Below are 12698 nucleotides of genomic sequence, written 5' to 3' on the forward strand. Positions count from 1 at the left end.
GTGCTGCATGAAATTGCTTAACGAAATACTACGCACAGCCCCTCGGAATGGGGCGATGCTTGCATTTCCGGCTGGACCGAAGCTTGCGTCTTGGCGTGAAACGAAGAGAACTCAGACGCTGTGAGCGTTGAAACGTGGCTGGCGCATCAGTGTTTCAAAATCCGGCGCGGAGAGCGGCCGGCTGAAGAAATAGCCTTGGATCTCGTCACAGCCGCTCTGGCGCAGGAACTCGACCTGGGCCTGGTTTTCCACACCTTCGGCGATGACGCGCAGGCCAAGATTTTGGGCGAGTGAGATGATCGCCGCGGTGATCGCGTTGTCGTCGAGATCGACAGGAATATCCGCAACGAAGGACCGATCGATCTTAAGGCGGCGCACCGGGAAGCGCTTCAAGGCGCTGAGGCTCGAATAGCCGGTGCCGAAATCGTCGATTGCCAGGTGCACGCCGATCGCCTGCAGCTCATGCATGGTGGCAATCGCCCCCGGCACGTCCTGCATGATCAGGCTTTCCGTCAGCTCAAGCTCGAGACAGCAGGGCTCAAGCCCGGTTTCGGCGAGAATTGCCGCCACGTGACCTGCCCAGTTGCGCTCGCGGAACTGGCGCGCCGAAACGTTGACGCTGACGATCAGCGGCGGCAGGCCGGCATCCTGCCAGTCCCTGGCCTGCCGGCAGGCGGCGCGCAGCACCCAGTCGCCGATCGGCACGATCAGCCCGGTTTCTTCGGCAAGCGGAATGAACTCGGCCGGCGAGACCGTGCCCCGCTCGGGATGACGCCATCGAAGCAAGGCTTCGGCTGCGAAAACGCGGCCATTCGCAAGATTCATCTGCGGCTGGTACTGCAGGAAGAACTCCTCACGCGCCAACGCCGTGCGCAGCTCTTCCTGCTGACGCAGCTTCTCGTGCGCCTTGGCGGCCATTTCCTCCGTGAAGACCTGCAGATTGTTGCGTCCGAGCTCCTTGGCCCGATACATCGCCATATCGGCATTGGCGAGCAGCTCGCCGACGGTCTTGCCCTGATTGGGAAAGCAGGCGACGCCCATGCTGCAGGTGACCTGCAGGCTTCGGCCCTCGATCTGCATCGGCCCCGCGATGGCGCGGCGAATATCTTCAAGCCTCGCGAGCACGACATCCCGCTCGCAGGGAAGGCCGTTCAGAAGCAGAATGAACTCGTCGCCGCCGACGCGCACGACCATATCCGACTTGCGCACCGACGAGCGCATGCGGGAGGCGGTGACCTTCAACAGCTCATCACCGGCCGCATGGCCGAGCGTATCGTTGACCAGCTTGAAATTATCGAGATCGAGGAAGGCGAGCACCGCCCATTGACCGGTGCCGCGCAGGGCCTCCAGCGCCTCGGCGACCTGCTCCTCGAACAGCGCCCGGTTGGGCAGGCCCGTCAGCGCATCATGATGCGCCATGAAACTGATACGGTCCTCCGCCTGCTTGCGCTCGATGGCGATGCCGGCCAGATGCGCCGCCATCGCAATCAGCTCCTTCTGCCCTTCGTCGGGAACGCAGACCGCGCCGGAATAGAGCGCAAATGTGCCCAGCACCTTGCGATCGCGCGAATGGATGGGAGTCGACCAGCAGGAGCGGAAACCATAGGGTCGAACGAGCTCGCGATAATCGTCCCAGAGAGGATCGGCGAGAATGTCCGAGACGATCACCTGTTCGCCGCGCCAGGCCGCCGTGCCGCAGGAGCCCATGTGAGGGCCGATCTCGACGCCATGGATCCCCGCGCAATAGCTCTCGTCGAGGCTTGGTGCCGCGCCATGGAAGAGATGGCGGCCATCGGCCGATAGCAACAGCACCGACCCCTTGATGCCAGTCATCAGCGCCTCGATCAGCAGGATCATGTCGCGGAAGAATTCGTCGAGCGGCCGGCTATTGGCGATCATTTCCAGTAGGCGGGCCTGCCCCTCGAGCAGGCGCTCGGCCGCCTTTCTGTCGGAGATATCGCGCGACACGCCGACGACGCCGACAATCTCGCCGCGCTTGTTGCGCAGCGGCACCTTGGAGGTCATCAGCCAGCGGTCGCGGCCCTTGCTGACGATCGCCCGTTCCTCGATGCCGAAAATCGGTTCGCCGGTTTCGATGACGCGGCGCTCGATGTCGGCGATCGCCTGTGCCATGTGCTGAGGATGGAGATCGAAGTCAGTTTTGCCGACGATATCCTTGAGCGCTTCCAGCCCGTTGTCGGCAACAGTCACCTGGTTGGCGATGAGGAACCGCCCTTCGACATCCTTGGCATAAATGTAGTCGGGCACATGGTTGATCATCGTCTCCAACCAGTAGTGGCGGTCGGCGATGTCGGGTTCGGTCGGAAAAATGCGCGCAACTTCTTCAGCCAGCCGATGGCTGGCATCGATCAGACGACGTGTATCCTCGTTGCCGCCAGCATTTAAGGCGGCATATCGCGGATTGCGAGACGTGTTCTTCGCCAAGCAAGGCCTCCCGACGCGCTCAGCCGCGTCGCTGATCGATCTTTCCCCACTTCACGTTAGACGAGCAAGAGTTAGCCCTTCCTAAATAACTTGTAGAAAAATCGTGCAGAGGTTGCAATCTCGAAGTCATCGGAGATGAAAGAAGGGGTGGACAATGCCACCCCTCAGGCACTGCTCAAGAAAGCCGCCGGTGTGCCGCCGGGAAGAGCATCAGCAATTGGTCGGCCACCACCATGACGAGGATTGCGAGCCCCGTCAGCGGAAAGGCCAGACCAAAGAGGATGGCCATGATCCACAATCCGGCATAGACGCTGCGCTTCGGCGGCATCGGCGGTACTCCAACGCGGCCCGCCGGGCGACGCTTCCACCACATGACGGCGGCGGAAAGGGATACGAGCACGATGGACAGGCAGGCGGCAAGCATCAACAACTGGTTGGTGCGTCCCCACTCCTGCCCCTTGTGCACGTTGATGCTCCATTCGATCGCCTTTCCGAGCGCCGGGTAGTCGCCAAAGGCGACATCGACGAGCGGTTTGCCGGAGTACTGGTCGATGTGGATCGTGCGCTCCCGTGCGAGGTCGGCCGGAAAGATCGCGGCCGTGTAGACGCCGCTCTCATCGGTCGGGAGCGCCAGCTCATAGCCGGGCAGCATGCCGGCATCATCGGCGATGGCGACCGCGCGGTCGATGCCAACCGGCTCGGCGGCAGCGCCGCTCGAGGTCGGGACCGGTGCATTCTCCATCAGCCAGTTCGCCCTGGGGAGGACATCGGTCGAGACCTTGGTCGAGGTTGGCACCTCGTCCCAAAGCACCGCGGGATAGCCGAGCCCCATAGCCGTCAGCTTGCCATTGACGGTGCCGCCCCAGTAGCCCGACCACAGAAGACCGGAGAAGGCCAGGAAGACGATCAGCAGCCCGGCGACGATGCCGGTCACGGCATGAAGGTCACGCCAGAACACGCGGCGCGCGGGCGTGCCGCGCACGGTCAGCACGCCGCCGGTCTGCTGGCGCGGCCACCAGAGATAAATGCCGGTGAAGACCAGCAGGATGGCAAAGCCCGCAACGATCTCGATGATCGTTTCGACCGACTTGCCGAAGTAGTCGAGGCTATGGAGGTCCTCAACCACCTGATTGAACTCTTCCGTGGGCGCGACGTGATCGAGGATGGCGCCGGTATAGGGATCGACGAAGACCAGCATTTTGGCCTTGCCGATACCCACCGTGACGCGGGCCGAGCGATCGGCACCGGCGGGCGTGCGATAGGAGACGGCGGCGCTGCCGGGCACGGATTCGACGGCGGTGGCGACGATCGCCGAAGGCGGCAGCCGTTCGGTGCCGGCGGGCACGATGTTGCGGTAGGCGAAGACGGTATCGTCGATCTCGTCGTTGAAGAGATAGAGGCCGCCGGTCACGGCCAGGCTGATCATGAACGGGATGACGAGCAGGCCGGCAAAGAAGTGCCAGCGCCAGATGGCGCGATAGAGGGAGATACCGCGCTCGGCGGCGACCGGCTGCGCTGCGGCGCCGGTAAAGGATGCGTTTGTCATGGGTTTCTCCGGGGAAGACCGCATTATCGCGGTTTCGCCTCTTGATGGTCGGGTCGATCGCGGATCACGGCCGGCGACGTCGAACAGCAGTTTCGACGCCTGGGAGGCCGTCAGCCGCCGCTCAAGCGGATATCAGGGAGAAACCCGATGGTGGCCCCCTAGGGCCCGTGCCGCCGCGGAGCACACCGCGAACAAACAGAAGTTCATTGGCAGGAACCGACACATGCCAGGCGAGAGATAGCGGTGGTGCGGCGATCGCATACGGCGCCGGCAGATCAGCGGGCGCGACGAGGCAGCAGGACTGGCATCCATGGCCTTTCGTACCACCCTTTCCGTCGGCATCGTCGTGGCCGGTGAGGCAGAGATCGGCAAACGTGCCATCGGGAAGCACGTAGGCGGTCGTGTTCGGCGCAATCGGCATGGCTGCCGCCGGCTGCTGGATCAGGGCCGAGATGACGAGGACAAGTGCGCAGAGCAAACGCGCCGCCAAGTCCGTCAACCGATCGCCTAGAAACCGTTGCGCCAAAAGTGCCCCCCCAAAATCGACTGCGACAGCTAAAGACCAACGGCGCGAAAGGCAAGCCATCAATGAGCCGCATGGCCTATCAAAAGATTTCATGCGTGATATCAGCGGCATCGACTTCCGCCCTGCTACGCGCTTGCCTTAAGACAAGGTCACGGCAACGACGGGAGGAATTCGACATGCTGACGATCTACGGGGTCTATCGCTCGCGCGCATCGCGCAATTACTGGATGGCGCGGGAGCTCGGCATCCCCTTCAAGTCCGTGCCGGTCCTCCAGGCACGCCGGGTCGCCGATCCGCTTGCCGCCGATGCGCCCATCAACACCAAGTCGCCGGCCTTCCTCGCCGTCAACCCGATGGGGCTGATCCCGGCGATCGAAGATGACGGCGTCGTGCTGACGGAATCGCTTGCCAACAATCTCTTCCTTGCGCGCAAATACGGCGGCCCGCTCGGACCGGCTGATATCCGTGAAGAGGGACTGATGGGCAACTGGACGATGTGGGCGGCGACCGAGGTCGAGCCGCAGGCGGTGCAGATCATCCTGACCTACGACTACGGCACCGAGGAAACCGACGAAGGCAGGGCAACGATCGCTACCTGCGCCCAGTCCCTCGACAAGGTGTTTACCCGCCTGGAAGCGCATCTCGACGGGCGCGACTACCTGGTTGGCGATCGCTTCACCGTAGCCGACCTCAATCTCGCGGAAGTCTTCCGCTACGCCATGAGCCAGAAGCAGCTCTTCGAGAAGCATCCACGCGTTTCGGCCTGGCTTGCCCGCTGCCATGCCCGCCCGGCTTTCAAGGCGATGATGGAAGAGCGGCTGAAAGAGCCGGCGGATTGAGCCGTCCGGAGGGGGCTCGCTTCAAATGATCAGCGCATGGTCGCCGCGTCGAAGCGTACACGCGGCGCCCTGAGATCGAGAAGGCGCATGCCCTCCTCCACCTCGTCACGAACCCATCGCTTGAAGGCGGCTGCGGCCTTGCTTTCCCGCCGCGATGGCGAGCTGACGAAATAGTGGCCGTAGCCTGTGCCCACGCGGATACCGAAGGGCACGACCAGACTTCCCTGGGTGATCGCGAAGCCGGCGAGCGTCTGCCAGGCGAGCATGACCCCCTGCCCCGAGATCGCCGCATCGAGCACCAGCGACGCCTCATTGAACGTGTGGCGAACGGTCATTTCGGCACCGGAGAGGCCGACTTCGCGAAGCCACACCTCCCAGCTGAACATCGAGTGTCCGTCGATCACGGCGGGGAGCTTTAGAATATCTGCAGGTACGCGCAAGTTCTGCGCCACGACCGGCGAACAGACGGGAAAGACCTCCTGCTGCAACAGCAGTTCGGATTTAACGCCAGGCCAGTCGCCCGAGCCCACACGGATGCCGACATCCACATCCGATGTGTCGAGATTGACGAGCTTGGTCGTGGCATCGATGCGCAGGCGAATGTCGGGGTGGCGCTCGGCGAAACGGTTCAGCCGATAGACCAGCCAGCGGGCAGCAAAGACCGGCGCCACCGAGATCGTCAGCACCGACTCGTCGCGCCGCCGAGCCGAGGCCACGGCCTCCGCCAGTTCCTGAAAGGCGTTGCTGAGGCGGACGAGGAAGCGCTGGCCAAAGTCGGTCGGAACGAGGCCGCGCGGCGTGCGCTCGAATAGGATGCGGCCAAGCTGGGCCTCCGCCTTGGCAATCTGCTGGCTGACGGCGCCTGAGGTCACGCCGAGCTCCTCGGCAGCAGCCGCCAACGAACCAAGGCGACCGGCCGCTTCGACGGCGCGAAGCCCGTTCAAATGGACGGAATTCAAGTCTCTCATATAGTTTTCCTAAACCCGTCCGGTACCATTCTCAATTGAAAAGAGAGCGAGACAGGCAGATCATCCAAGCATCGAAAGGATGGTCCGCCATGTTGAAGCTTCTCTCGATGTTGACCGCATTCGCCACTTTTGAAAGTCGGAAGCAGGATACGCGACTAGCCTGGGCGCGCGACCCGCTGCAGCACCCGGATCTCGAGCGGATGGACGAACGCGAACTCGGTGATCTGCCCTTCCCCGGCTGGCCCTGGCCGCGCGCGGCCGAGTGTGCCAGCGACTGCCTGCAGGCCCGGGGCCGGTGACGGACAATGGCCATGTGATATGCTGACGGGATGAGCGAGGATCTCGACCGCAATTTCGCACGGGTCGTCAAGCTGGCGGAAGCCGCCGGCTTGCCGGAGGTTACCATCGGCACCTCCTACGGCACGCCGGCACTGCTGGTGAAAGACAAGAGCTTCGTACGCATGAAGGACGGCGACACGCTTGTCGTCATGTGTGCACTCGAAGAAAAGGAAATGCTGCTGGAACTCGATCCGCAACTCTATTTCGAGACCGATCATTACAAGGGCTGGCCGGCGATGCTGGTTCGGCTTTCGGTGATCGACGACAAAAGCCTGACCGGGCGGCTGGTTGCCGCCTGGCGCCAGAAGGCGCCAAAGCGGCTTGCTGCGAAACTCGCCGGCTGACCGCTTTTAGCCCCGATCGCCGACCTTGTAGATCAGGCAGACCTTGCCGCCATCCACCCTCTTCACCTGATCGAGTTGCAAGTAGTGGCGTTGGGCGATGGTATCGAACAGCGCCTTGCCCTGCCCCACCACCAGGGGATGGATGGTGAGACGCAATTCGTCGATCAGGCCGCGATCCATCAGGCTCGACACCGTGCGAGCGCCGCCGACGACATAGATAGTCCGGCCCGGCTCACGTTTTAGCCGGTCGATCTCTTCGGCATCGCTAACAAGAGTGGCGTTGGCCCATTGCACCTCGGAGCGCTCTTTCGAGAGAACATAATGCGGCGTGCTCAAAGCAAAATCCGCATATTCGATCTCTTCCTGCGTCGGCACCTTGCCGGTAAACTCCAGCGGCGCATGGGGATCCCGTTTGATCGCACTCCAATATTGCTCATAGCCCGAATACATGCCGCTCCCGAGGACGCAGGCATCGATCTCAGGCAGGAGGTCGAAGGTGTCCGACCAGGAATCGACCCAGTCCGTATAGCCATCCGGTCCATCGATCATCCCGTCGATGGACATTTGCATGCCCGCAACCACCTTGCGCATCGTCTTTGTCTCCCTGTTGGCGTTACGCAACAAGGACGTGCGGGCGGCGATTGAACCGACACGAGCGGTAAAAATCTCGCGCCGGCAGCTGGCGGCATTCGATGCGCGGACTTCCCTTTCGCGGCCGGCGCCTATACCGGTGGAAACGATAGCCGCACAGGTGCTCTTCCATGATCGTTCGCGACCGCCCCAGCCTTCTGAAACTGTTCTTCATCCTCAGGGGATCGGTCATTCAGCGGATATTTCCGCAGGTGCTGTTCGTCTTCGGCCTTTCCGCCTTCGTCGTCTGGGCGCACCGCGCCGATCCTGGCATCGTTCCGAGCGTCAACAGCGGTCCTTTCGCCTTGCTCGGCATCGCCCTCTCGGTGTTCCTCGGTTTCCGCAACAACGCCTGCTACGACCGCTGGTGGGAGGCACGGAAAGACTGGGGACAATTGATCTTCACGTCGCGCGATCTCGCCCGGCAGACGCTGGTCCTGGTCGACGCGAAAGCATCGGAGAATGCGGCGCGGCAAAGGCTCCTCAACATCGCCATCGCCTTTGCTCACGCCCTGGTTGGCCACCTGCGGCCGGGCAATCATGCCACCAGGGCGCTCGCGAGACTGCCCGACGATCTCGCTCCCGGCTACAAGGCAAGCCGCAACGCGCCGGACTACCTCCTGCGCGAGATGGGCCGCGATCTCGCGGGCTTGCGTGCTTCGGGCGCGATCAGCGACTTTCAGTGGGCCCAACTGGATGGCACCGTCGGCAGGATGTCGGCGATGCTTGCCGCCTGCGAGCGCATCCGCAACACGCCGGTGCCTTTCGGCTACACGCTGCTCCTGCACCGCACGGCCTATCTCTTCTGCTTCCTGCTGCCTTTCGGCTTTGCCGATGCGCTCGGCTGGGCGACGCCCTTCGTCACCGCGCTGGTCGCCTACACCTTCTTCGGCCTCGATGCACTCGGCGACGAACTGGAGGAGCCGTTCGGCGTGCTGCCGAACGACCTGCCGATCATGGCGCTTGCCGAAACGATCGAGATCAACCTGCGCGAGGCGCTCGGCGAGACTGATCTTCCGCCCCTGCCGCAGCCCAAGGACTACATCCTGATGTAGCCCAGATGATCGCGCAGCTCAGGTCTTGAGCGCGGCCAGGACCCGGGCAACGGCCGGACGCGCGGTCATGCGGTTGCGGTGATCCAGGATTTTCGGGAAACGCGCGGGATCCACACCGTCCGATTCGAGCCAGCCGGCGATGGTGAAAAGGTAGGGATCGGCAACCGAATAGGTCTCGCCCAGGACGAAGGGGCCTTCCAACATCTTGTTCTCGATCAGTTCGAAGCAGGCCGCCATGTTGGAGGCGACCTTGGCCTTCATTGCCTCGTGCGCCGCCGGATCGTCGGCCCAGCGCGCGCCGCGACGTCCATGGGCATGGGCGACATGCACCGTCGAGCAGAGATAGTTCATGAACGACTGCAACTGCGCAAAAGCAAAGGCATCGCCCCTTGGTGCAAGGTTCGCTGCCGGATTTGTCTCGGCGATATAGGTGAGGATCGCCGGCGTTTCAGTGATGACGCCCCGGTCGGTCAACAGCGCCGGCACCCGGCCCTTCGGGTTTACCGCGAGATAGTCAGGCTTGGTCTGTTCGGCGGTCGAAAAATCGACGCGGCGTGCCTCATAGTCAGCGCCCGCCTCCTCCAGCGCGATATGCGAGGCCAATGAGCAGGTGCCCGGGGCGTAGAACAATTTCAACACTTCAACTCTCCTCTGCGATCATGCGGATCGGATGACGTGGTGCCGACAGACCCGACCCTGCCCTATCAATTTTGCCGAACTGAAGCGGAATGCTGTCGGTGAACCGTGCGCTTCCGGCCGTTTCAACTCCAGACCAACCAAAGATCGGCGACAGAAGAAAGGATGTCACCCCGATTGACAAGCCCGAACGGATTTCAATAGAACACGAATGTTACGTTATAACATTATTTCGGAGTTGCTTATGAAAACGCTTTTCTCAACCTTCTTCGCTGCCGGCCTGTTTGCCGCCGCTGCGACGCCCGCCTTCTCCCATGGCGCATGGATCGGCGAGCGCTGGGGAACGCTGGCGGTGATCTACGGCCACGGCCCCGCGGACGAAGCCTATGATCCGGCCAAAGTGAAATCGGTCTCGGCCGTTGGCGAAGACGGCAAAGCGCTGCCGGTGACGATCGAGGCGGAAGATAATCACGCTACGCTGAAACTCGACGGCGAGCCGGCGCTCATCGCTCTTGAGTTCGACAACGGCTATTGGAGCGAAGGCGCCGACGGCAAATGGGTGAACAAGCCGAAGAACGAGGTGCCTGGTGCCAAACAGGCGAGCCATTCGGTCAAATACAGCATCGCTCTGGTGCATGCGCATGGCGCATTGCCGGCCTTCCCGGCACAGCCGCTGCAGATCGTCCCGCTCGACAACCCTGTTGGCCTGAAGCCGGGCGAGAAATTTCGCATCCGCCTATTGCTCGACGGCAAGCCGCTCGAAGGCAAGGAAATCACCCTCGACTATGCCGGATTGCCTGAGCTCGTCTCCGAAAAGACGAACGCGAATGGCGAAGCGGAAGTGACGCTGCGCAACGCCGGCGTCAACATTCTTGCCGTCAGCCACGCGATCCCGCTCGAAAGCAACATCGCCGCCGACAAGAAAGGTTTAACGGCCACGCTGACCTTCGTCGCCGAGCCGCACGTGCACGAATAGGCCTCCCGCCTCCCTCACCGCAATGCGGACCCAATCCTCGGGTTGGGGCCGAGGTTGAGGTGGAGTTCAGAAGCACCGCCACGGCCCGGCAGGTATCCCTGCCAGGCCGTTTCCGGTCAGGCAACCAGCGCCTCGCCGCAACCGGGCACGTCTTCCAGGCGGTAGTAGACGGGAATGCCGCGCTCACGGGCGATGCGCACGTCGTTGTCGGCACCCTTGCTGTCACCCGGCAGACGCAGCACCGCGTCGCACAATGCCAACAAGCGGCCGGCGACGGGATGGAAAATTTCCTCGTAGAGGTCGTCTCCGACCCGCTCGCCACCCGCCGCATTCCACACCGGCAGCGCCACCCATTCGCCGATGACAGGCAGGTGTCCGGCCCGAAACAGCGCATAGGACGGCTCCTCCAATCGCTTCAGGTTGGCGGCCATCTTGTCCGGGTCGTCTCCCGTTCCCGAGCGATAGGGTCCCGCGATCAAAATCAGCATGATCTTCTCCACATTTTTGCACGAATTTCCAGATCATTCTGGAATATTCACGATATTTCGTGCAATATCGTGAAGAGTCAAGGAGGCATTCATGCTGACAACACAGAGACGGGCTTTGATTTCGGCGCGGCTGGCAAGCAACGGCGAGATCGTCGCCAAGCGCCTGGCCGACGAACTGGACCTCTCGGAAGACACGATCCGGCGCGATCTCCGCGAGATGGCGGCGGAAGGTTTGCTGAAGCGCGTACATGGCGGCGCGCTGCCGCTGGTCCCGCCGCTACCGAACTTTGCCGCACGGCAGGAGATCGCCGGCGACGTCAAACACCGGCTTGGGCGAAAGGCCGCGACGATGATCGAGGCGGGCCAGACGATCTTTCTCGACGGCGGCACGAGCAACGCGGAAATCGCGCGGGCACTGCCGCGGGAGATGCGGCTGACCGTCGTCACCCACAGCCCGACGATTGCCGCCGAACTCGAACGACACGAAGCCGAAGTGATCCTGATCGGTGGCCGGCTCTACAAACATTCGATGGTTGCGACGGGCGCGGCGGCGCTCGCCGCCATCGCCGGCATCCGCATCGACCTGTTCTTCCTCGGCGTCACCGCCATTCATCCGGTCCATGGCGTCTCAACCGGCGACTTCGAGGAGGCGGCCGTCAAGCGCGCGATCCTCGCCCAGGCAGCCGACACCTATGTGCTGGCGACAGCGGAGAAATTCGACGCAGTTTCGCCACATCGCGTGGCCGGAATCGCCGATCTCGCCGGCTTCATCATACCGGAGGAAATCGAGCGCGAGATGCTAACGCCCTATGACGACGCGAGCGTCGTGATGATCGGCGCCTGACGGTGCCAGCGCGCCGAGGCTGCCGGGCGTGAACCGTCGCCCGCGAACCTCAGGCGGCGAAGGCGTCCGTGACCCTGACGTCACCGACATGGATGCCGTTCCAGTTGTGCATCGAGTGATTTGCCTGCGCCATCAGGGCCGCATGCAGCTCCGGCTCATCGCGGAAGAAACGGGCAAGCGTTGCCGCCACCATCGCTTCGGCGGCGCGGGTCCCGCCGTCCTCGCATTTCAGCGCGATGGCGATGCCGTTTTCCGGGATGGCGGCACAGAACACGCCTTCGGCACCGGTCTTGGCGAAGATGCGGCCGGGGGCCGTTTTCATCAGCCGGGTGCAGGCGCGCTTGGTTCCGGCCACGTAGAAGGGCTCGGCCATGCAGGCCTCGATCAGCCGCTTGGAGGCCCGGGCGCGTTCGGGTCCAAGACCGACGCCGGTCGCCATCTTGGCAAACCCGTGCGCCAGGCCCTTAAGCGGAACGGCATAGGTCGGGATCGAGCAGCCGTCGACGCCGCAATTGTCCGTGCCGAGGATCGCCCCGGTCAGGCTTTCCATCGTGCCGCGGATTTCCTGCTGCAGCGGATGCTCGTAGCCGACATAGCCCTTCACCTCGGTGCCCGAATGGCAGCAGGCGCAGATGAAGCCTGAATGTTTGCCGGAGCAGTTGTTGTGAAGCGCCGTCGGCGCCTCCAGGCTGCGGGCCTGGCCGATCAAGGTCTTCTGGTCGGACGACCAATGGGCGCCGCATTCGAGCGCCGAGACGTCGAGGCCCGCCGCCGCGAGCATCTTTGCGGCAAGTTCTACGTGCTCCGGCTCGCCGGAATGGGAGGAGCAGGCAAGCGCCAGTTCCCTGTTGCCGAAACCGTAGGCGTCGGCCGCACCGCTTTCCACCAAGGGCAGCCCTTGCATCGCCTTGCAGGCGGAGCGCGGAAAAACAGCGGTGTCTGTTTCTCCGAGCGAAAAGACGGTCCGGCCATCGCCATCGACGGCGACCACAAATCCGCGATGACGACTTTCGACGAGGTTTCCGCGGGTGACTTCGACGAGAACGGGATTCGACATGCCTT

At 63.0% G+C, this 12698-nt stretch carries 14 protein-coding genes; 6 read left to right on the plus strand and 8 right to left on the minus strand.

What is annotated here, in order from left to right; genetic code table 11:
* Positions 1-111: 111 nt before the first annotated feature.
* The 3 genes from V7S54_RS00625 to V7S54_RS00635 form a co-directional block, all read right to left on the minus strand.
* Entirely contained in the window at positions 112-2445 is a 2334-nt protein-coding gene (locus V7S54_RS00625) for an EAL domain-containing protein (RefSeq protein WP_065372556.1), read from the minus strand.
* A gap of 175 nt (positions 2446-2620) precedes the next feature.
* The gene (locus tag V7S54_RS00630) at positions 2621-3991 is read right to left on the minus strand and encodes a PepSY-associated TM helix domain-containing protein (protein WP_065372557.1); all 1371 of its coding nucleotides are present in this window, start codon (positions 3989-3991) and stop codon (positions 2621-2623) included.
* 121 nt (positions 3992-4112) lie between these two features.
* Positions 4113-4490, minus strand: coding sequence for a hypothetical protein (locus tag V7S54_RS00635; RefSeq protein ID WP_065372558.1), 378 nt, complete (start codon positions 4488-4490; stop codon positions 4113-4115).
* Between the two features lie 203 nt (positions 4491-4693).
* Here V7S54_RS00635 and V7S54_RS00640 point away from each other — a divergent pair, with 203 nt between their 5' ends.
* Positions 4694-5356, plus strand: a complete 663-nt coding sequence (locus V7S54_RS00640; protein ID WP_065372559.1) for a glutathione S-transferase family protein — start codon at positions 4694-4696, stop codon at positions 5354-5356.
* A gap of 29 nt (positions 5357-5385) precedes the next feature.
* Here V7S54_RS00640 and V7S54_RS00645 read toward each other — a convergent pair whose 3' ends face one another.
* On the minus strand, positions 5386-6324 hold the full coding sequence (locus V7S54_RS00645; protein WP_065372560.1) for a LysR substrate-binding domain-containing protein: 939 nt from the start codon (positions 6322-6324) through the stop codon (positions 5386-5388).
* A gap of 89 nt (positions 6325-6413) precedes the next feature.
* Between V7S54_RS00645 and V7S54_RS00650 the strand changes: the two genes are divergently transcribed.
* Entirely contained in the window at positions 6414-6623 is a 210-nt protein-coding gene (locus tag V7S54_RS00650) for a hypothetical protein (RefSeq protein ID WP_065372561.1), read from the plus strand.
* A 30-nt stretch (positions 6624-6653) separates the two neighbouring features.
* Positions 6654-7007, plus strand: coding sequence for an MmcQ/YjbR family DNA-binding protein (locus tag V7S54_RS00655; protein WP_065372562.1), 354 nt, complete (start codon positions 6654-6656; stop codon positions 7005-7007).
* 6 nt (positions 7008-7013) lie between these two features.
* Here V7S54_RS00655 and V7S54_RS00660 read toward each other — a convergent pair whose 3' ends face one another.
* The gene (locus V7S54_RS00660) at positions 7014-7598 is read right to left on the minus strand and encodes a dihydrofolate reductase family protein (protein ID WP_065372563.1); all 585 of its coding nucleotides are present in this window, start codon (positions 7596-7598) and stop codon (positions 7014-7016) included.
* 170 nt (positions 7599-7768) lie between these two features.
* Here V7S54_RS00660 and V7S54_RS00665 point away from each other — a divergent pair, with 170 nt between their 5' ends.
* The gene (locus tag V7S54_RS00665; protein ID WP_065372564.1) at positions 7769-8692 is read left to right on the plus strand and encodes a bestrophin family protein; all 924 of its coding nucleotides are present in this window, start codon (positions 7769-7771) and stop codon (positions 8690-8692) included.
* A gap of 18 nt (positions 8693-8710) precedes the next feature.
* Here the strand turns inward: V7S54_RS00665 and V7S54_RS00670 are convergent, their stop codons facing one another.
* Complete coding sequence (locus tag V7S54_RS00670; protein ID WP_065372565.1) at positions 8711-9331, minus strand: glutathione S-transferase family protein; 621 nt, start codon at positions 9329-9331, stop codon at positions 8711-8713.
* 241 nt (positions 9332-9572) lie between these two features.
* Between V7S54_RS00670 and V7S54_RS00675 the strand changes: the two genes are divergently transcribed.
* Positions 9573-10304, plus strand: coding sequence for a DUF4198 domain-containing protein (locus V7S54_RS00675; RefSeq protein ID WP_065372566.1), 732 nt, complete (start codon positions 9573-9575; stop codon positions 10302-10304).
* A 116-nt stretch (positions 10305-10420) separates the two neighbouring features.
* On the opposite strand, the gene V7S54_RS00680 is transcribed toward V7S54_RS00675, so the two are convergent.
* Positions 10421-10792 (minus strand): DUF4406 domain-containing protein, encoded by a 372-nt coding sequence (locus V7S54_RS00680; RefSeq protein WP_065372567.1) that lies wholly within the window; start codon positions 10790-10792, stop codon positions 10421-10423.
* Positions 10793-10883: 91 nt separating this feature from the next.
* Here V7S54_RS00680 and V7S54_RS00685 point away from each other — a divergent pair, with 91 nt between their 5' ends.
* Positions 10884-11636, plus strand: coding sequence for a DeoR/GlpR family DNA-binding transcription regulator (locus V7S54_RS00685; protein ID WP_065372568.1), 753 nt, complete (start codon positions 10884-10886; stop codon positions 11634-11636).
* A gap of 49 nt (positions 11637-11685) precedes the next feature.
* Here V7S54_RS00685 and V7S54_RS00690 read toward each other — a convergent pair whose 3' ends face one another.
* Positions 11686-12693, minus strand: a complete 1008-nt coding sequence (locus tag V7S54_RS00690; RefSeq protein WP_065372569.1) for an asparaginase — start codon at positions 12691-12693, stop codon at positions 11686-11688.
* Positions 12694-12698 lie beyond the last annotated feature (5 nt).

It is taken from the genome of Ensifer sp. CCNWLY38 (assembly GCF_037120565.1).
GTDB lineage: Bacteria > Pseudomonadota > Alphaproteobacteria > Rhizobiales > Rhizobiaceae > Ensifer > Ensifer adhaerens_H.